Origin of the sequence: Myxococcus sp. CA039A (assembly GCF_013336645.1) — a bacterium.
GTDB classification, from domain to species: Bacteria; Myxococcota; Myxococcia; order Myxococcales; family Myxococcaceae; genus Myxococcus; species Myxococcus llanfairpwllgwyngyllgogerychwyrndrobwllllantysiliogogogochensis.
Genome location: NZ_JABUMQ010000006.1, coordinates 51,195 through 70,359, shown reverse-complemented (window position 1 = coordinate 70,359; position 19,165 = coordinate 51,195). Strand labels below are relative to the sequence as shown.

The 19,165-nt window shown below is 67.7% G+C and carries 15 protein-coding genes; 6 read left to right on the top strand and 9 right to left on the bottom strand.

What is annotated here, in order from left to right; genetic code table 11:
* Positions 1–59 precede the first annotated feature (59 nt).
* From HR086_RS01910 to HR086_RS01900, 3 genes are all read left to right on the top strand, one after another.
* On the top strand, positions 60–2,462 hold the full coding sequence (locus HR086_RS01910; RefSeq protein WP_254626138.1) for a TonB-dependent receptor: 2,403 nt from the start codon (positions 60–62) through the stop codon (positions 2,460–2,462).
* Position 2,463: 1 nt separating this feature from the next.
* A complete protein-coding gene (locus tag HR086_RS01905) occupies positions 2,464–3,756 on the top strand; it encodes a hypothetical protein (protein ID WP_174463914.1) in 1,293 nt (430 codons plus the stop codon).
* A gap of 313 nt (positions 3,757–4,069) precedes the next feature.
* Positions 4,070–5,650, top strand: coding sequence for a putative metal-binding motif-containing protein (locus HR086_RS01900; protein ID WP_174464677.1), 1,581 nt, complete (start codon positions 4,070–4,072; stop codon positions 5,648–5,650).
* A 97-nt stretch (positions 5,651–5,747) separates the two neighbouring features.
* Here the strand turns inward: HR086_RS01900 and HR086_RS01895 are convergent, their stop codons facing one another.
* Positions 5,748–6,641, bottom strand: coding sequence for an SGNH/GDSL hydrolase family protein (locus HR086_RS01895; RefSeq protein WP_174464676.1), 894 nt, complete (start codon positions 6,639–6,641; stop codon positions 5,748–5,750).
* A 243-nt stretch (positions 6,642–6,884) separates the two neighbouring features.
* Here HR086_RS01895 and HR086_RS01890 point away from each other — a divergent pair, with 243 nt between their 5' ends.
* Positions 6,885–7,295: a VOC family protein gene (locus HR086_RS01890; RefSeq protein WP_141640332.1), complete on the top strand. Its 411-nt coding sequence runs from the start codon at positions 6,885–6,887 to the stop codon at positions 7,293–7,295.
* A 67-nt stretch (positions 7,296–7,362) separates the two neighbouring features.
* Here HR086_RS01890 and HR086_RS01885 read toward each other — a convergent pair whose 3' ends face one another.
* From HR086_RS01885 to HR086_RS01860, 6 genes are all read right to left on the bottom strand, one after another.
* Positions 7,363–8,982 (bottom strand): ATP-binding protein, encoded by a 1,620-nt coding sequence (locus HR086_RS01885; RefSeq protein ID WP_174464675.1) that lies wholly within the window; start codon positions 8,980–8,982, stop codon positions 7,363–7,365.
* Positions 8,979–10,448, bottom strand: a complete 1,470-nt coding sequence (locus tag HR086_RS01880; protein WP_141640334.1) for an ATPase domain-containing protein — start codon at positions 10,446–10,448, stop codon at positions 8,979–8,981. The genes HR086_RS01885 and HR086_RS01880 overlap by 4 nt, the downstream gene beginning before the upstream one ends.
* On the bottom strand, positions 10,445–10,840 hold the full coding sequence (locus HR086_RS01875) for a hypothetical protein (protein WP_141640335.1): 396 nt from the start codon (positions 10,838–10,840) through the stop codon (positions 10,445–10,447). The genes HR086_RS01880 and HR086_RS01875 overlap by 4 nt, the downstream gene beginning before the upstream one ends.
* 104 nt (positions 10,841–10,944) lie before the next feature.
* Positions 10,945–11,163: a helix-turn-helix domain-containing protein gene (locus HR086_RS01870; RefSeq protein ID WP_217440864.1), complete on the bottom strand. Its 219-nt coding sequence runs from the start codon at positions 11,161–11,163 to the stop codon at positions 10,945–10,947.
* 131 nt (positions 11,164–11,294) lie between these two features.
* Positions 11,295–12,428 carry an FAD-dependent monooxygenase gene (locus HR086_RS01865; RefSeq protein ID WP_174463918.1) on the bottom strand — a complete coding sequence of 378 codons (1,134 nt, stop codon included), beginning with the start codon at positions 12,426–12,428 and terminating at the stop codon, positions 11,295–11,297.
* On the bottom strand, positions 12,425–13,036 hold the full coding sequence (locus HR086_RS01860; RefSeq protein WP_174464674.1) for a TetR/AcrR family transcriptional regulator: 612 nt from the start codon (positions 13,034–13,036) through the stop codon (positions 12,425–12,427). Before HR086_RS01860 ends, HR086_RS01865 begins: the two co-directional genes overlap by 4 nt.
* Before the next feature lie 229 nt (positions 13,037–13,265).
* On the opposite strand from HR086_RS01860, the gene HR086_RS01855 reads away from it, so the two are divergent.
* Both HR086_RS01855 and HR086_RS01850 read left to right on the top strand, forming a co-directional pair.
* On the top strand, positions 13,266–14,312 hold the full coding sequence (locus HR086_RS01855) for a hypothetical protein (RefSeq protein ID WP_174456309.1): 1,047 nt from the start codon (positions 13,266–13,268) through the stop codon (positions 14,310–14,312).
* Between the two features lie 181 nt (positions 14,313–14,493).
* Positions 14,494–15,522 carry a peptidylprolyl isomerase gene (locus HR086_RS01850; RefSeq protein ID WP_174464673.1) on the top strand — a complete coding sequence of 343 codons (1,029 nt, stop codon included), beginning with the start codon at positions 14,494–14,496 and terminating at the stop codon, positions 15,520–15,522.
* Between the two features lie 18 nt (positions 15,523–15,540).
* Here the strand turns inward: HR086_RS01850 and HR086_RS01845 are convergent, their stop codons facing one another.
* On the bottom strand, positions 15,541–15,915 hold the full coding sequence (locus HR086_RS01845) for a hypothetical protein (protein WP_246136909.1): 375 nt from the start codon (positions 15,913–15,915) through the stop codon (positions 15,541–15,543).
* Between the two features lie 80 nt (positions 15,916–15,995).
* Positions 15,996–19,157: an efflux RND transporter permease subunit gene (locus HR086_RS01840; protein WP_174464672.1), complete on the bottom strand. Its 3,162-nt coding sequence runs from the start codon at positions 19,155–19,157 to the stop codon at positions 15,996–15,998.
* Positions 19,158–19,165 lie beyond the last annotated feature (8 nt).

The following is a 19,165-nucleotide window of genomic DNA, read 5'->3' as shown; positions in this document are numbered from 1 at the left end:
ACGAAGGGCTGGCCGGTTCCGGGCCCCCGCCCCGTTGTTCTGGCGGACCGGAGGGATTCATGTCTCGACTGCCGTTGTACCTGACCAGGTGGGCCTTCACCCTGGGGCTCCTGCTCGCGCCCCACGCCCCGCTGGCGCAGGAGCCTCCCGAGGCGCCGCGAGAGGGACAGGTGCGGGGCACGGTGCGCGCCCGGGGCACGCGCCGCCCCCTGGCCGATGCCGCCCTCCAGGTGTCGGGAGTGTCGGACGTGGTGCGGCCCGACGCGGAAGGCCGCTTCATGCTCCAACTCCCAGCCGGCACCCACTCCATCGAGGTGCGTGCCCCCGGCCACAAGCCCACCACCTTCCTGGAGACTGTCAGCCGGGGCCAGCAGGTCGAGGTCATCTACCGGCTCGACCCCTTGAAGGTGAGCCCCTACGAGACGGTGGTGAGGGAGGACCGACCGCGCACCGAGGTGACTCGCATCCGACTGCACGCGCAGGAGGTTCGCGAGGTGCCCGGGACGCAGGGAGACCCCTTCCGCGTCATCATGGTGATGCCGGGCGTGGCGAGCCTCGCCTCCGGCCTCGGCTATCCCGTGGTGCGAGGCAGTCAGCCGGCCTCCACGGGCTTCTTCGTCGATGGGGTCCGCCTCCCCATGCTCTACCACCTGATGCTCGGGCCGGCCGTGGTGCAGCCCGAGTTCATCGACGCCATCGACTTCTTCCCCGGGACACCGCCCGTCCAATACGGGCGACTGCTCGGCGGCATCGTCGAGGGCCGCGTCTCCCGCCCGCGCGAGGACCGGGTCCACGCCTCGGCCACCCTGGACCTCATCAACAGCGCCGCCTTCCTGGAGGTGCCGTTCGCGTCCACCGGCACCAGCATCAGCGTGGGCGGCCGGATGAGCTACACGGGCCTGCTGAGCTCGCTCCTGGTCAACAGTCTCTCCAAGCCAGGCTCGAACGCCGTCGGCGCCGAGTTCTGGGACTACCAGGCCCGCGTCGACCAGAAGGTGGGGCAAGGGCGGCTGCGCCTCCTGGCCCTCGGGAGCTCCGATGTCCTGGCGTCCTACGCTCCCGAGGAGGAAGGGCAGATACCTGGCATGCCTGGCATGCCCAAGGACCCCACGAATGGCGGCGGCGGAATCACGCGCTTTCACCGGGTGGACCTCCGCGGCCTCCACCCTCTCGCCGACGGGGAGCTGGAGGTGGGCCTCACGGCGGGAGCCGACACGGTGGGCATCTTCTCCGAGCGAGGCCCTCCCCGCGTCCGAATCGGTGAGTTCGCCCTGCGGCAGAAGAGCCTCGCGGGGCGCCTGCGCTGGAAGCGGGAGCTGGGGTCGACGATGCAGCTCACCGTGGGCGCGGACGTGGAGCAGCGCCAGGGAACGGTCGTCGCCACCGGGAGCGAGGCCCCCGCCGGCTCCCAGTACTTCTCCGAGGACGATCCGCTCACCCGCCCCACGTCGGACGCCCGCACGAGCGGCGCCTACGCCGAGCTGCAGTGGAGCCCCTCACCGCGCTGGAGGGTCGTCCCTGGCGTGCGCGCGGACGTCTATCAACTGCTCGGGGAAATCACTCGCACGGCGCTCGAACCCCGGCTGACGGTGCGCCACGCCCTCACGGAGGCCGTCGTCCTCAAGGGGGGCGCGGGCCTGTTCCACCAGCCCCCCACCGTGATGCTCCAGCTCCCGGTGATGGAGGCGTCCGGCCTGCGCTACGGGCTGCAGGAAGGCCTGCAGTTCGACCTGGGCGCCGAGTGGAGGCCCCATCCCGCATGGGAGCTGAGCGCCGACGCCTTCTACAATCCCTTGCGTCGCACGGTGGAGTTCAGCCTCCAGCAGCTCCTCGACCTGCGGCGGCGGGGTGGCATCGCGGCGTCGGACCCGGCCGGCAGCGGCCACGCGTATGGCCTCGAGCTGATGGCCCGCCACGCGCTCGGCGGAGACTGGTTCGGATGGGCGTCCTACAGCTTCCTCCAGAGCCGGCGCCGGGTGCGCATCGAGCGCTACGATGACCAGAACCAGTTGCTGGGCACCGACCTGGCCACCGTGCCCTTCGCCTTCGAGCAGGAGCACGTCTTCAACGCGGCCCTCAGCCGCAAGCTCGGCAATGGATACACCGTGGGGGCCGTCGTCCACTTCAACACGGGCCGCCCTGAAACAGGGGAGCTCACGCCGCAGCCCATGCGCGCCTCCGAGGATAGCGAGGGCAATCCCCGGTGGGTGCGGCAGGAGCGGAGCCAGGCGGGGCGCCTGCCCTCCTTCTGGCGCGTGGACCTGCGCGCCGCCAAGGCGTGGGCCCTGGATGACCTCGTGCTCGAGGCCTCCCTCGACCTGCTGAACGCCTCCTTCCAGACGGAGGTCCTCTTCTACGAATACACCGCGGAGCCAGCGGGCACGGACAAGACCTCCCTCGTGCGCAAGGCACGGGGCTTCCCCATCGTCCTCCCCATGCTGGGGCTGAAAGGAACGTACTGACATGCGCCTCACCCTTCTCGCGGGCGTCCTCTTGGTGAGCCTGGGTAGCGCGGGCTGCGAGCCCTTTCCCGACTCCCCCATCTTCTTCTACGGCATGGCCCTGAGGGCTGACGGCTCCCCTTTCCACTCGACAGCGCTGCCACTGGACGGGGGACGACACAGCAAGATCTACCGCGACCCGCTCGACTTCTCGCCGTATGGCATGACCACCACGCGCGACAATGGCGCCTTCGTGCTGGAAATCCTCTCGGGGGACATCGGGCCCTTCGTGACGGGAGGAGGCTCCTCGCCAAGACCGAACGCCCGCGCCCGCTTCCGGGTGGCGACGCCCCTGGAGGACGGCCCCGCGGCGTTCGTCTCGTTCACCCAGGTCAACGGAGGAGGAGACTCCGAGCTGCCGGTGCTGCGTGTCTGGGATGCGGACCTCGCCTGGAGCGATGCCCCGACCGGAAGGTGGCTGACCTTCGCACCGCCACCGTCCGCGCCCGAGGCGCCCCGAGGCGTGGTGGTCGATATCGACGACACCACACCGCAACCCGGAAGCCCGGAGGGTGACCTGGAGGACCCCTCGATTCCGCGGCCCGTGTTCCAGCTCCACACGAAGGAGGGCCTCGTCTGGAACGAAGAGGCCGTCACCTCGCCCAGGCTCCTGCCGCCCTGGCTGCTCGAGGACTTCGCCACACTGGAGGCCCAGGTGCGAGTGGTGAGCGCGGGCGCCTGGCGCCGCGATGCCCTCACCAGCGACGAGGCCTGGCTCCACTTCCGACTCGAATGGCGCAGCGAGCGACTGCCATTGCCGGCGGGTGCGTTGCGCCCACTCAGCCGGGGGGCCCGGTGCCATCCGGTGACTGACGTGCCCTGCCCGTTCACGGATGGGCTGCTCGCCGAACAGCGCATCTCCGAGCTGTGGCCGAGGGGGGAGCCCTCTTCCAGCCCACGGCGCGTGGGCGTGCAACTGGAGACGCCAGCCCAGCTCTCGCGCGTGGTCATCCGCGGACTGAGGACGTATGGACAGGAGGTGGTCATCGAAGGCAGCGAGGACGGAGTGCAGTGGTCCGAGCTCGCCAGGCGACCGCTCGCCGAATCACCCACGACAGGGAACAGCCGGCTTTTTCGCAACGTGAGCGACGCGGACAGTCCATGGGACCCACCGATCCCAGGGTACGAGTACGCCTTCCTCGACATCTCCCTGCCCGGAGGCCCCCCGGTCCGGTATGTCCGCCTGCTGTCCATGTGGCCCTCGCCCCAGGAGATAGAGGTGACCTCCATCGCGGAGCTGTCCCTCTTCGAGTGAGACAACCCGGCTCCCAAACTCCTTGCCAGATGGGCGGCCGGACTTGGTGGGTGGAGGGAAATCGATAAGCTCGTGCCCTGCCCAAGCCCATGCCAATTTCCAACTGGGAGCAGGACGGGTCGAGGGAGGGACGATGAGGTATCTGGCCCCGTGGCTCGGAGTGTGGCTGTCTGTCCTCGCGGGCTGCAGCGTGCCAGGACTGGAGGAACTCAAACGAGGGCGCGCCCTCCCTGTTTCCATCCATTACACGGCGAGCTTCAGGACGGGCTGTATCCGTGTGGTGGCGCAGGGGGCACAGGACGCCACGACAAGGATGGAGGAGACAGCCTCGAACCTGGCCTCCATTTCCCCCCCATTGAAGTGGGTGCTTCTGCGCAAGCCCCATTGGGGCGGGGACGTAAGTCTTACCGTCACCGCGCACGAGCAGACCTGTAATGGGCCGGAGGTGGACCGTCAGGTGGTCGTCTTCGCGGCGGGAGTCGAGGACGAGCAGTCAGTGATGCTGGAGACGCCGGACATGGACGCGGATGGCTACGTCCCCCTCGCGAACGGCGGCACGGACTGCGACGACAGCATCGAAACGGGCGCGAGTGCCTTTCCTGGCCACACCGAAGTGTGTGACGCCGTGGACAATGACTGCGACCAGGTACTCAACGAGGGATTCACCGTCCTCTATCCCGACGGAGATGGTGATGGAGAGGGTGATTCGTCCCAGCCGTCCTGCGAAGGCGCCTTACCGCCCCCGGAGTTCGTGGCGAACGGCCGGGACTGCGATGACTCGGACCCTGGAGTGAAGACGACGGCGGCGGAGGTGTGCGACGCCATCGACAACAACTGCAAGGGAGGGGTGGACGAGGTGGGGGACTGCGGGGGCACGCTGCGAGAAGTCGCCGACTTTCATCTGCGAGGTCCGGGTGGCGACGCCCCCTGGAGGACGGTGGCGATGTCCCCAGCGAATGGCGGGTATCCCGTGTGGATCGCCGGCCTCGGGGGACAACTGGTCGTGCGCAAGGCGGCGAACGAGCGGTTCGAGAGCTTCAGCTTTGGAGCTTCGACGACGACGCCGCCTCCAGATGGGAGTCCGCCGGCCAGTCCGAACCATTGCGGCAACTACGGTTGGTATGCCTCGTGGGTTGATTCCGAGGGGGCTGTCTACCTGGGCGGAGCGTCCGGCCGGGTGGCGATCCATGACGGGGAGACGTGCGCCTTCGCGTCGCAACTTCCCGTCAATGACACGGTGGTGGGAATGGTGGGCTTCGAGAATGGCTTCGACACCATCGTGTACATGGCCACCGACGCGGGCCAGCTCTTCTACTGGAGGACCTTTGAATGGAACCTCGGGAGGCCTCCCCAATCAACCCCCAACAGCTCTCGGGAGGGTCACCGCTACACAGGGCTGCACGGCTTCTCCGAGAACCTCACTCAAGACGATAATGAAAAACTGTGGGTGTCGGCGGTCACCGGAGGCAAGCAAGCGGTCTTGACCTATTTCACGGGGGACGACAGCTTGAATGTGCAGTCTCTGGACAATCCTGGCGACATCAGCGGAGCCATGAATGCGGTGTGGGCAAGGTCCTCCACCACGGCATGCGCGGTCGGTGACCAGGGAGGCGTCTGGCGGAAGAGTGGAGTGGCCCAATGGACACAGCAATCGGTTCCCCCTAGGGGGGCGGTCGACTTCAGCAGTGTGGTGATGTTGTCGAACGGCGACTGCTACATCGTGGACAAGAGCAACAATGGCAGGCTGCATCGGCTGACCGGGAAGGGCTGGGCCAAGGGGCCAAGCCTTCCCGCGCACCTGACGGACAAGCCCTTGCACGACCTCGCGATGGAGACGGCGGCGAACTTCTGGATTGTCGGAGACGGTCGCGTGCTCCACTACCCGGAGCCGTAGCCTCCGGTTCGCGGTGTCTTCGAGCCGACGGGTCACGACAGCCCGTGCCATTCCGCCGCGCAGCTCCGCGGAATGGCACGAGCAGCGAACACGAGGTCTACAAGGTGCTCTCGGGTGCCATCACGGACGGGTCCACCGGGAATGGCGCACCGAAGCCGGGGATGTCGGAGACCAGGTCATAGACGAGGTCCGCGAAGATGCTGTGCCCGTAGCTGGTCGGGTGTGCGAGGTCCCAGAACAGGTACTTGTCCGGGTTGACTGACTTGCCTTCGCACGAGTCCTTCACATTCGTCAGCCCATACGTCGAGGGCGACGCGATGATGAGATTGAGGTGCTTGTGAGCATCCACGCCATAGAAGGTCACGGTCGGGTGGTCGGTGCGCAGCCGCTTCAGCGCCTGAGCCCACAGGCTGTTGAAATGTGTCACGGGAGGCGCGAACACGTACGTCCCCAAGCCGCCCGGAATGATTCGCGCCTTCGGCGTCTTCTCCAAGGGGGGAAGGTTCACCCAGACAATCTTCTTGGCGCCCGCGGCGACCAACTTACGAATCTGCGCCTCGACGTTCGAAGCCGCCTGGGCCGCCGCGGCCTTGATGGCCGTCGAGTTCAGCGGGTTCTCCTCCACCTTCCGGCTGATGTCGTTGGCGCCGCCCCACAACGTAAACAGCGTCGTGGAGGTGATTTGAGGAGCCTTGTTCAGGTAGGAGTTCACCTGGGTCGTCATTCCGCTCGTGAGCGCCCCTCCTCGTGCGTAGTTCGTCCCGCCGTCGTCGGAGGCCGTGAGCGGCAACCCGAGCGCGGTGGCGAGCTGTTTGACCCACACCCCGTAAATCTGACTGGCCGGTTGAGTGTTCGGACCGCTGGTGGAGACTCCGTTGTTTCCGTTGTCGCTCAGGCTGTCGCCGAACGCGACGATGGCACTCTGCGCGCTGGCATGCAGGGGCGCGAGCACGGCCAGGGTCATCCACCCTGTCAAAAATGACTTCTTCATCCAGAGACTCCGAGTCGAGGGGTACCCAAGCGAACCTATCCCTGGATTCTCCGTTTATCAATATTTGCTAGTTTTCGAGCCTGCACTCGCGGGGAGGGCGCGCGCGGACGGACGGTCCGACCTGGCGCCTCCTCGCCGCCGCCCTCGGGCAAAAATAAATCCCGTGTCGATCTCCCCAAAATACGTTCGTCGTGAGGATGAAGGCGACGCTCACCTCATCCACCCCTCTGAAGGAGACGCACCATGGGCACCAAGATCTTCGTCAACCTCCCCGTCGAGTCGCTGGACCGCGCCGTCGGTTTCTTCACGAAGCTGGGCTACACGTTCAACCCCCAGTTCACCGACGCCAACGCGACGTGCATGGTCATCAGCGAGGACATCTACGCGATGCTGCTGGTGAAGCCCTACTTCAAGGGCTTCATCAAGAAGGAGGTCGCGGATGCCACGAAGACGACCCAGGTCATCATCGCCCTGACCGTGGACAGCCGGGCCGCCGTCGACTCGCTGCTGGAGAAGGCGCTCGCGGCGGGCGCCAAGGAGTCCAAGGAGAAGATGGACCAGGGCTTCATGTACCAGCGCAGCTTCGAGGACCTGGACGGGCACCAGTGGGAGAGCTTCTGGATGGACCCCTCCGCCGTCGCGCCGCAGCAGTAGGCACCTGGGAGGAGCGTGCCGCCCTTCGAGAGAGCCTCGAAGGGCGCACGCCCCCTCCTCGCGACAGCTATTGAGAGAAGGTCTCGATGGCGCGGAGCAGGGTTTCCGGCTGGACGGGCTTGGCCAGAAAGCCCGAGGCCCCACCTCGAGTCAGCTTCACGGCGGTGGCGGCATCCGCGGAGAGAATCAACAGCGGAATCGAGGAGAGCGCGGGGTCTGCACGACAGGCGTTGTAGAACGTCTCGCCATCCATGACGGGCATCCGGATGTCCAGGAGGATGAGACCTGGGCGCAGGCCCTGTCGGAGCAGCTCGAGCGCCACCTGGCCGTTCGACGCGGGAACCACCTTGTAGTCCCTGCCCTCCAGAATCTCCGAGATACCGAGCCGGACCTCGTCCTCGTCCTCGACGACCATCACCGTGGTTGAACCGGCGTTCCCACGCTCCATGGACGCAAGCTCCTGCCCATGACTCGCGCTCCGCGCGGGAGCATCCTCACTCGCACGCTGACCCGTCATCGACCGGGGGAGCACCACCGTGAAGGTCGTCCCCTCTGCTTCAGAAGAACGCACGGAGACCGTTCCTCCGTGGCTTCGAACGATTTGCTCGACGATGTAGAGCCCGAGGCCCAACCCTCCGCCCGCCACGCGCCGTTGCGCGTGCTGGCCCTGTCGGAAGGGATTGAACAGCACCGGCACCAGGTCATCCGGAATCACGGGTCCCCGGTTGTGCACCGCGAAGACGACCTCGTCAGCCTCCGCCCGGAGTGTGACGCGGACGGGCGCTCGCTCCGCTCCGTACTGCAGGGCGTTGGTGATGAGGTTGGTGGCCACCTGCGTGAGGCGGCCAGGGTCCCAGTCGCCGAGGACGACCACCTCCGTCGCCACCAACTGAATCTCCCGCCCGGGATGGGACAGGCCCAGGTCGTCGAGGGCCTCCCTGAGGAGCGCCAGGAGGTCGATGCGCTGCCGGGACACGGGCAGGTGACTGGTCACTCGCGCATGGGTGACGTCCAGGAGGTCGTTGATGATGAGGTTGGCTCTCTCCGCGCTCCGCAGTGCTCGCTCGATGGCCTTCGCCCGCTGGGGGTCTTCCGTCTTGCGCAGGAGGTGGGAGGCAACGGTGGTGATGACCGAGAGCGGATTGCGTAGGTCGTGGCTGACGACCCCCACGAGGATCTGTTGGAAGTCATGGGCCGCGGCGAGCTCCCGTGTCCGCTGCGCGTCCTCGTCGCGAAGCTTGATCATGGTCAGGTAGGCGCCGAGCTGCGCCGTGATGACCGAGAGCAACCGGAGATGCTGCACGTCGTAGGAGATGTCCTCGGAGGGCTCCATGCGAACCAGGCCGATGACCTCGTCCAATCCCATCAAGGGCAAAGTCAGATGCGGATGCGCATCGGACGAGCGGCCAATCTCGTCGGCGTGCGCGATGAGGCGGAAGAGCCGGGTGAGGGTCGACAGCAGCGCCCCCCGCTCCGAGGCGGGCGGCTCCGGCACCACGACCAGCGTGTACGAAGTGCCTGAGAACGCCTTCAGGAGCGCGCATCGCCGGTAGGGAATGAGCACCCGCGTCAGCTCCAGCGTGCGCTGGACCCGCTCATCCGCCCTGTCGGCCGATTCGAGCGTGCGCGCAATCTCGGAGAGGGTCCGCGCGATGCGACCAAGCTCGGCGTCGTACTCCGCGCTCATGGGCTCTCCCTCGGCTCCCGGGTGGGAAGGCCGGTGAGAACACCGCGCAGGTCCTTGAAGCGCCCCGAGGTCACCTTCAAGCCGTCCGAGCCCACGGTCATAGACCGAAGCTCGGAGTTGTGCTTGATGCCGCGCGCCTTGAGCACCGAGATGGCCCGCTCCAGCTTGTTGCCTATCTCCACGTAGCGCAGCTGGATGAGGTTGTCGGCGATGAAGGAGACCCCGTGCCCCGAGATGACCGCGGTGCCCAATAGCTGCTCGGATTCGACCGTCATCAGGAGCGTGACGCCCGCGCCGCGCATGTGTTTCGCGATGGCGTAGACCATCTCCTTGTAGCGACGGTCCGAGGGCACCCCCAGGGACATGGTGGTCAGGCTGTCGAACACCGCTCGGGTGGCCCCCAGCGCGCTCACCTCCTTGCGAGCCTCATAGAGGAAGCGGTCCGTCGACAGCTCCACGGGTGACGTGTACTTGATGACCAGCTTCCCCTGCTCCTCGAGCGCGGCCAGATCCCAACCCACGCTGCGCGCAATCGAGCGAAGCTGGTCGGGAGTCTCCTCGAGCGTGAAGAGGACGCCTTTCTCACCCCGCTGAGCCCCCTCGATGAGGAACTGGAGACTGAGCAGCGTCTTTCCGCTGCCCGTTCCGCCCTGAATCACCGTCGCGCTCCCGCTCGGGAGTCCGCCACCCAGCAGGTCATCCAGGCCCTCGACGCCCATGGTGGCGCGCGCCCCCGGGTCCGCGCTGGGCTGGACCTGGGTGTCCGAAGGAGTGCTCACGCGAGGGTAGAACGAGACGCCCGCCTTGCTGATGTCGAAGAAGTGCCGGCCCGACGTGTAGCCCGCGCCCCGCAGCTTGAGCACCTCCAGCTCGCGCACCGAGGTGAGTTCCTGCCGCTCGCTGCCCAGACGGATGATGCCATCGGCCACCGCGAACTCGGCGAAGACGGGGAACTCCTCCCGCGTGTATTCGCCGACGAGCAGCGTCGTCGCGCCCCAGCTCGCCGTCTGGACCGCGAGGTCATAGATGAACGGACGCGCCCCCCCACCCTGGTTCTGGAGGAGCTCGCCGATGGCGCGAAAGCTGTCGATGGCCACGAAGTCCGGCTCATGCTTCTCGACGCGCGCCTCTATCTCCGCGAGCGTCCGCTCCGCGCCCTGGCGCACGCACGCACCGAGGTCGACGAAGATGACCTGCTTGTCGAGCAGCTCGACATCGAAGAAGTCGAACAACTGCATGTAGCGGATGACCTTGAGGGCCGGCTCGGAGAGCGTGGTGAAGTAGAGGCACTTCTTTCCCTGACGCGCCGCATGGAAGAGCATCTGGAGCGTCAGGACCGTCTTTCCGGACCCCGGCTCGCCGGCGATGACCACCATGGAGCGGGCGGGAATCCCGCCTCCGAGAATCCGGTCCAGCGCCACGTCACCCGTGGTCTCGGACTCGAGAGAGGTCTTCTTGGCGATCATGACTCATCCTCTGGAGGAAACAGACGACAGCGCTCGATTTCGGGAATCCCGCGGAGCCTGCGAAGGACCACGGGGCCCGTGAGCTCCCGCAGGAGCGGCTGCAGCTCGCGTGCGACTTCGCGCAGGCCGTCCAGCGTTCCGGCGGTGCCGGCCTTCCATTCGGGGGGAAGGAACAGGTGGTACTCGAAGCGCTCCCGGCTGACGGAGATGCCTTGGAGTTCGGGCACGGTTCTCGCGGCGTGCTTCAAGCTGCGACGGATGAGGGTCGCCGTGGCCGGCGTTCCCAGCAGGTCGGCCAACGCCGACCAGAGGACCTCGAAGAGCACCGCCGCCTCACAGTCGGGCGGATGGACGGTCTCGGTTCTCTGAGGCTGCTCACGCTTCTCGGTCACGGGCCATCCAGTCCGGGCGCATGCGAGCAGCCCCAAGCCAATCCGCTGTCACTCGCTTCGGCGTCCTCGTCCCGCCATCCCATGAGGTGACGAGAAGCAGGGCGTCACACTTCGCGGCCCCGAGCCTTGGGCCGCGCATTGCGCTGACGCTCTTCCGCCAGACGCTCGACGTCGCCTCGGCGCACGAGCCGTCGCCCGCTCATGGTGCGCAGCGCCGGCAGGCGGCCCTTGTCGCAGAGCACACGCACCGTGTCGGGCGAAAGGCCCAGGACATGCCCGGCTTCGCTCGGCGTCAGAAGCTCTTCGGGGTCGCGATTCGACAAAAATGCCTCCCGCTCACGGTACGAAGATCCAGGTTCCTGGATCGCCGGAGGGAGTTAGGCATTGAACTGCGGTCCTGCAAGGGTGGGCGTGAAACACCACGGCCGCGGAAGGGCCCACGCCACGCCACGACTCAGCCGACGGGCACGCCAGGCATGTCGCGGACGACCTTCTCGAGCTCCGCGCGGGCCACCGACTCCGGCGTCCACGCCATCGCCACGTCGCGCAGGCTTCGCGCGAGGCCGCTCTCCCACTGGGCGACCTTCCCGAGCATCCACGAGCGGTCGCGGATCCGCTCCGCGCGCGGGCGACGGAAGCTCTCGTAGCGGGCCAGCGCCGCGTCCGTGGGGCCCTGCGTCACGAGGAGGTGCGCGAGCGCGGCGGCGTCCTCGATGGCGAGCCCCGCACCCTGCCCCAGGTTGGGCGTCACGGCGTGGGCGGCATCGCCGAGCAGCACGACGCCGGGACTCCACCAGCGCGGCGCGGAGCAATCCTCGATGTCGTTGTGCCGCAGCCCCTCCAGCCGCTCGAACGCCGCCAGCGCGGAGCGGGCCGGGTCCGCGAACTCGGCATACAGGGCCCGGAAGCCGGCGAGGTCCTTCCACGGCGGAGGCGCGCGACGCGGAGCATTGAGCGTGAGGAACACGTACGACTTCCCTGCTCCCAGCGGCACCACGCCCGCGCGCTTTCCCCGGCCCCACATCTCGACCACGCCGTCCCCGAAGTGCCCGTCGACCACGAGGCGCCAGCACGTGTAGCCGGAGTAGCGCGAGGGCACGTCGGCGCCGGGGACATGGGCCCGCACGGTGGAGCGGATGCCGTCCGCGCCGACCACGACGTCATAGCGACCCGCCGTGCCGTCGGAGAACACCACGTCCACGCCGTCCGCGCCGCGCTCCAGGCTCGCGACCGTCACGCCGTGTCGCGGCGCGGGGGACGCGGCACGCAGGACCCGAAGCAGCTCGTTGCGGTGGATGGCCGTGGCCGGGAGCGGCATGTCCGGCATCGCGTACGCCGTCTGCTGGAGCACGCGGCCAGAGGCGTCCGTGATTCGGGCCAGGCCCACCGGATGCCCGGCGGCGACGACGGCCTCGTGCAACGCAAGCCCCTTCATCACCGACATCACATTGGGGCCGAGCACGATGCCCGCGCCCTCGTCCTCGTAGGAGGGCCGCCGCTCGATGAGGTCGGCCTCCACGTCACGACGCGCCAGGGCCGCGCCCAGCGCGAGCCCACCGATTCCACCGCCGACAATCAGCACCTTCACGACGACCTCCTGGAACCCAGTCCGACGAGCAGCGTGGCCAGGGTGCGGCGCAGGACGTCCCTCGCTTCGGCCCCCGTCGAGTTCGTCAGCGGCGAGAGCATGCGCAGCACCGCCGCGTGGTACACGGAGAAGACAAGCTCCGCCGCCAGTTGGAGTTCCACGTCCGCGCGCAGCTCTCCGCTCGCCTTCGCTTCGTCCACGATTCGCGCCAGCGCGCCGACCAACCTCGCCAGCGCGGGCCGGTGCAGCGACTCGGCGGCGCCCGTGAGCCACGGCAGCTCCTTCACCACGGCGCGGGCCAGCTCGGGCTGCGAGGCGTAGTGCGCCAGGAGCGGTGTGAACAGGTGCATGCACCGGTCCACGAAGGCGCCGTCCGGCAGGGACGACACGGCCTGCTCGACCAGCGGCATCGCCTCCGCGCGCCACAGCTCGTGCAGGAGCGCGTCCTTCGTCTCGCCGTACACCAGCACCGTGCCCGTCGCGACGCCCGCCTCCTCGGCGATGGCTCGCACCGTCGTGCCCGCGTACCCGCGTTCCACGAACAGCCGCTTCGCAGCGGCGCGGATCCGCTCCCACTTGTCGCTCTTGGCTCGCTCACGCAGGGACATATTGAACCCGTTCAAATTTGAACGCGTTCAATATTCGCCGGGTCTTTTCTCGTCAATGGGGTGATGTCCACCCCCCGCGGCTTGCTCAAGAGCCCAATGATTCCAAGGGCCTGCGGACTCGGGCCTGCCGTGTTCGCGGGGTTCGCGATGAAGGCCCGACCGACGCAACTCTTGCCCGGTGATCCCGATAATCCCTGCAGGTTCCATCCAATTTATCGTGAGGCCCCCCATGGGTTTCGACATCCGCAAGACGCTCAACACCGTCCGCACCAACGTCCAGAAGACCGTCCAGGACGTGCAGAAGACCGTCCAGGAGAACAAGGAGCTCATCAAGGGCGGGACCGCGGTCGCGACCCAGAGCGCGAAGGCCTTCGGCTTCGGCAAGGACGCCTTCCAGCAGATCAAGAACATCAAGAAGGGCGCCGAGGGCCTGCTGACGGGCAAGAACCTCGACTTCGTCAGCAACCCCACCTACGCCAAGGGCGAGTTCAAGGGCCTGACCAAGCTGGGCGCGAACATGAAGGCCTTCGCGCGCCACGCGGGCATCCCCGGCGCGCTCTTGTCGGGCGCCACGGCCGTCAAGGACATCCGCCAGGCCATCCGCACCGGTAGCAAGGACGACATCATCAGCGCCACGCGCTCGACGCTGGACGCGACCAAGGCCGGCCTCACCGCCGCGACGGGCGGCATCGTCGGCGGCAAGGTGATGGGCGGCGTGCTCGGCGGCACCGTCTTCAAGGACAAGCTGGAGGCCGGCAAGAAGGCCGTCGACGCCTTCAAGAGCAAGCTCCCCAACGCCAGCGACGACGTGCTCAAGGCCGTCAAGAACGTCGCCACCAAGGGCGTCTTCGAGGGCGCCACGGCGAGCGGCATCACCAAGGCCGCCAAGAACGTCGCCGCGGACGTGGCGAAGACGGGCGGCACGCTGGCCGAGGGCATCCTGGGCAGCGGCACGCGCCAGGCCGCCAAGGCCGCGCTGAAGGAGGTTGGCACGGAGGTCGGTGAGGCCGCCCTCAAGCAGGGCGCGAAGGCCGCTGGCACCACCGCCGCCAAGGCGCTGGGCCGGTTCGCTCCGGGCGTCAACGTGGCCATCGCGGCGGTCGACGTGGCCAACGCGGGCGCGACGCTGATGGACAAGAACGCGAGCACGGGCAAGAAGGTGACGTCTGTCATCACCGCCGTGGGCTCCATCGCCGCGGCCACCAACATCCCGATTGTCAGCCAGGTCGGCGCCGCGGTCTCCACGGTGTCCAGCATCGTGGGCGCCTTCTTCTAATCAGCGCCCCTCCCTTCGGGGTTTGTCAGAGCGGCTCGGCTGGACTATGCCCTGGTCCATGCCGAGCCGTCGCTTTTCCCCCCATTGGCGCGGACGCTGGCACGCCTATCTCCCGGGAGCATTCGTGAGCAGCAAGCAACGGACTCAAGGACCTGGTCGGGGAGTCGAGCGGCTTCTCAAGATGAGCCCGGTGGTGAGCACCGTCTCCGAGGAGGCCCTCACGCTTCCCAGCGTGGCGGCCCCCTCCCTGGAAGGAATCTCGGTGCTCGTCCCCACCCCGGACGACCTGACGCAAGAAGACCTCCTGCGCGCCTTCCACGAGAAGCGCCGCGCCCTGGCCACCACGCGCGAGCGTCAACCGGGCGAGTCGCTGGAGATGGGCGACGAGGTGCAGCTCAACATCGTGGGGTACTGCGATGGGCACCTCATCCCCTTCTCCGCGCGCTTCGGCATGAAGACGGAGCTGGCGCCCATCGAGGCGCTGCCCGGGTTCTGCGAGGCCGTGGAGGAGGGCGGGAAGGTGGGCGAGTCCATGCAGATCGCCCTGGAGCTGTCGGACACCTATCCAGTGGAGGCCCTGCGCGGCAAGCCCGCGCGCTTCCTCGTGGACGTCGTCGGCGCGCATCAGGTGACGATGCTGCCGGAGAGCAGCCCGGAGTTCCTCGAGCAGCTCGGGATGGGCGGCACCCTGGAAGAGGTGCTGCTCCACCTCCGTGACAAGCTGGAGGACGAGGGCGCGGCGGAACTCTGGGTGCGAGCCCGGGACATGGTGCTGGACGAGGTGGCCCGGCGTGCACCGGTGGAGCTGCCCCGCGCGCTGGTGGACGAGGAGCTGCGCCGCCGCTGGGTCCAGGCCGAGGGACAGTCCCTGGTCGAGCACCAGTTCGACGTCGACGAGCAGCGGGAGGCGCTCCAGGGCTGGCTGACGGACGCCACCACGCGCGCGGACGCCGAGCGCCGGCTGCACATTGGCATCGTGCTGAAGGCCGTCACCGAGGCGGAGAAGCTTCAGCTCACGCCGGAGAAGCTGGAGCAGTTGATCCGCGACCACACGGCGCCCTTCGGGCTCACCGCGGAGGACACCCACGCCGCCCTGCGCGAGTCGCCGGAGACGACGAAGCGACTGACCGAGCTGGCCTGGTACCTGCTCGCCGTGGAGCACGTGATGAACAAGGCGAAGCTCACCTTCGAGGGCGCGGAGCAGGGCTGAGGCGTCTTTCGCGCGTCCTCAGCTCTCGCTGAACCAGAGGCCCACGCCGCCGAGCAGGCCCAGTCCCAGGAACAGCGCCGCGAGCCCCCACGTCTGGCCGCGCGACCACCGGAGCGACTCGCCATACCGGTGGCCGCACACCAGGATGAGGAGGGCCAGGCCCAGGCAGATGGATGCGGGCCCCAGGGCCACCAGCACCTTGCGGGGTGTGCCGCTCACGTCGAGGACCGCCAGCAGCAGCAGCGGCCAGAAGCCGATGATGAGCAGGCCGACCACGAGCCCCAGTCCCCACCGCCCCTCGGGCGAGTCCAGCTCCATGAAGTCCAGGAACCGCGACCACCATGAGCGGTGCGGCTCCAGCGGCTCTCGACGTCGGGGGGCAGTGGGCTGCACGCGTGGGGACTCCTGGGAGTCGTGACGTTCTAGTGCAGCGCGACGCTGATTTGAAGAAGGCGCGGGCGATGCGTGAACGGTCAGCCCTGGCCCTCGGCCAACCTCGTCTCCCGCCGAGCCCCGTCACCGGGAGCCCCGACGGGACGCCGCGCTTCGCCGCGCAGCTTCTGCATCAGCACATAGAGGCCGGGGATGAAGGCGAAGTTCACCACCGTGGACACGAGCATGCCGCCGAACACGGCCGTCCCCAGCGAGTTGCGCGAGGCGGCGCCCGCGCCCTCCGCGGTCATCAGCGGCACCACGCCCAGCAGGAAGGCCAACGACGTCATCAGGATGGGGCGCAGGCGGACCTCCGCGGCCTCCACCACCGCGTCGACGGCGCTCTTGCCGCTCTCGCGCAGTTGCTCCGCGAACTCCACGATGAGGATGGCGTTCTTGCTTGCCAGGCCCACCAGCATGACGAGCCCCAACTGACAGAACACGTCGTTGGCGAACCCTCGCATCCACTGCAACCCCAGCGCCCCCAGGATGGCCAATGGCACGGAGAGGATGATGACCAGCGGAAGGGTGAAGCTCTCGTACTGCGCCGCGAGCACGAGGAACACGAACAGCAGCCCCAGTCCGAACATGACCAGCGTCTCCCCACCGCTCTGCCGCTGCTCCAGGCTGATGCCCGTCCACTCCGCGCTCATCCCCTGCGGAAGGACCTGCGCGGCCAGTGACTCCATCGCATCCATGGCCTGACCGGAGGACACCCCCGGCGCGGCCTGACCGCTCAGCTCCACCGCGCGGAAGAGGTTGTAGTGGCGGATGCCCTGCGCGGAGACCGTGGGCGCCACCTTCACCAGTGACTCCAGCGGAATCATCTCTCCGCTGTCGCTGCGCACGTAGAAGGCGCCAATGTCATTCGGGCTGTCGCGGAACTGTTGCTCGGCCTGGACATAGACGCGGTACGAGCGGTTCGCGTAGTTGAAGTCGTTGACGTACTGGCTGCCCATGTAGACCTGCATCGTGCTGAAAATCTGCTCGATGGGGACCCCCAGCGCCTTGGCCATCTGCCGGTCCACCTCCACGTCCAGCAGCGGTGTGTCCGCGTTGAAGCCCGTGAAGACGCCGCGCAACCGGCCCTCCTCGTTGCCCTTCGCCATCAACTCCTGGACCGTGGCGGCGAGCTGGTCCAGCGAGGAGGTGCCGGCGACGTCCTCGACCATGAACTGGAAGCCGCCGACGCTGCCCACGCCCCGGATGGCCGGAGGCTGGAAGGGCATCACCCGCGCGCCGTCGATGCGCCCGAACGGCCCGCGCAGCCGCTCCACCAGCGCGGCCACGGACTGGTCCTTCCCCGGCCGCTCGTCCCACGGCTTCAGCGGGACGAAGATGCTGGCCATGTTGGGGCCCGTGCCCTGAGAGGAGAAACCACCGTTGGCGAAGATGGCGCGCACCTCGGGCTGCGCCTTCAGCACCGCCTCCACCTGCTCCATCACCTTCTCCGTCTCGGCCAGCGACGTCCCCTCCGGCCCCTGCACGGAGACCAGGAGGTAGCCCTGGTCCTCGTCGGGAATGAAGCCCTTGGGCGTGGCTCGCACGAGCGCCAACGTGGCGCCGAGGCACAGGAAGAACGCCACCAGGATGATGACCGGGCGCTTCAGCAGCCTTCGCAGGTTCCGGCCATAGGCGACTCGAATCCCGTCGAGCACCGTGTCCACCTGCCGGAAGAGCCACCACTTCTCCCCTGTGTGGTGCACGAGCATCCGCGCGCTCAAGGCGGGAGTGAGCGTGCAGGCGCAGAAGGTGGAGAGCGCCACCGAGGCGGCGATGGTCAGCGCGAACTGGCGGTAGATGGCGCCCGTGGTGCCAGGAAAGAGCGCCACCGGGACGAACACCGCCACCAGCACGATGGAGATGGCGATGACCGCGCCCGCCACCTCCTTCATGCCCTCGCGAGCGGCCTCCGCGGCCGACAGCTTCCGCTCCACCATGAGCCGCTCGATGTTCTCGATGACCACGATGGCGTCATCGACGACGAGGCCCGTGGCCAGGGTGAGGCCGAACAAGGTGAGGGTGTTGATGGAGAAGTCCATCAACCGCACGAAGGCGAAGGTGCCCACCAGCGAGACGGGAAGCGTGAGGGCGGTGATGAGCACGCTGCGCCAGCCATGCAGGAACAGGAAGATGACGAGGATGACGAGGACAACCGCCTCCACCAAGGTTCGGAGCACCTCATGGACGGTGGCGCGCACCGCGAGCGTGGTGTCCGTGCCCGTCCGGTACGTCATGCCCGGAGGGAACTGCGTGGACAACCGCTCCAGTTCCTTGAAGACGGCGTCACGCACGTCCAGGGCATTGGCGGTGGGCAACTGGAAGGTGACGATTCCCACCGCCTGCTTCCCGTCGAAGCGCAAGAGCGTGCTGTAGTTCTCCGCGCCCATCTCCACGCGGCCCACGTCCTTCACCCGGACGCTCTTGCCGTCATGCTGGCGCAGCAGGACGATGTCACCAAACTCCTCCGGCTCCACCAGTCGCCCTCGGGCCCGCACAGAGAGTTGGTAGGGCTGGTCCGCCGCGGACGGAGGCTGGCCCACCTGGCCCGCGGCCACCTGGAGGTTCTGCTCCTGCAACGCACGCGTCACGTCCTGCGGGGTGAGCTTGCGCCGCGCCAGCTCCGTGGGGTCCAACCACAGGCGCATGGAGAACTTGCGCTCGCCGAAGATGCGGACTTCACCGACGCCTCGCACGCGCTTGATGGCGTCCTTGAGATTCACGTCGGCGTAGTTGCTGAGGAACTTCACGTCGTAGCGGTCGTCCGGGCTGAAGAGCGCCACGGACAGCAGAATCTGGCTGGAGGCCTTGTTGACGACGATGCCCGTCTGGTTCACCTGCGAGGGCAGGCGCGAGGCCGCGCGGCTGACCCGGTTCTGCACGTCGACGGCGGCCACCTCGATGTCGCGTGTGGACTCGAAGGTGATGACGATCTGGCTTGAGCCGTCGTTGCTGCTGGTGGAGGTGATGTAGCGCATGCCCTCCACGCCGTTGAGTTCCTGCTCCAGCGGGATGGTGACGGCGCTCTCCACGACCTCGGCGCTGGCGCCGACATAGTTGGCCGTCACCGTCACCTGCGGGGGTGCCAGGTCCGGGTATTGAGCAATGGGCAGCGTCGGGATGGCGATGGCCCCCACCAGCGTCAGCAGGATGGAGCAGACGATGGCGAAGACGGGCCTGCGGATGAAGAAGTCGATGAACATGGTGCGCT

What these genes read in the sequence shown, in the direction of transcription:
- HR086_RS01880 (WP_141640334.1), bottom strand. Translation starts at nt 10,448, where the DNA reads ATGATCGCCAAGAAGACCTCTCTCGAGTCCGAGACCACGGGTGACGTG.
- HR086_RS01910 (WP_254626138.1), top strand. Translation starts at nt 60, where the DNA reads ATGTCTCGACTGCCGTTGTACCTGACCAGGTGGGCCTTCACCCTGGGG.
- HR086_RS01900 (WP_174464677.1), top strand. Translation starts at nt 4,070, where the DNA reads ATGGAGGAGACAGCCTCGAACCTGGCCTCCATTTCCCCCCCATTGAAG.
- HR086_RS01840 (WP_174464672.1), bottom strand. Translation starts at nt 19,157, where the DNA reads ATGTTCATCGACTTCTTCATCCGCAGGCCCGTCTTCGCCATCGTCTGC.
- HR086_RS01855 (WP_174456309.1), top strand. Translation starts at nt 13,266, where the DNA reads ATGGGTTTCGACATCCGCAAGACGCTCAACACCGTCCGCACCAACGTC.
- HR086_RS01860 (WP_174464674.1), bottom strand. Translation starts at nt 13,036, where the DNA reads ATGTCCCTGCGTGAGCGAGCCAAGAGCGACAAGTGGGAGCGGATCCGC.
- HR086_RS01885 (WP_174464675.1), bottom strand. Translation starts at nt 8,982, where the DNA reads ATGAGCGCGGAGTACGACGCCGAGCTTGGTCGCATCGCGCGGACCCTC.
- HR086_RS01905 (WP_174463914.1), top strand. Translation starts at nt 2,464, where the DNA reads ATGCGCCTCACCCTTCTCGCGGGCGTCCTCTTGGTGAGCCTGGGTAGC.
- HR086_RS01850 (WP_174464673.1), top strand. Translation starts at nt 14,494, where the DNA reads ATGAGCCCGGTGGTGAGCACCGTCTCCGAGGAGGCCCTCACGCTTCCC.
- HR086_RS01895 (WP_174464676.1), bottom strand. Translation starts at nt 6,641, where the DNA reads ATGAAGAAGTCATTTTTGACAGGGTGGATGACCCTGGCCGTGCTCGCG.
- HR086_RS01890 (WP_141640332.1), top strand. Translation starts at nt 6,885, where the DNA reads ATGGGCACCAAGATCTTCGTCAACCTCCCCGTCGAGTCGCTGGACCGC.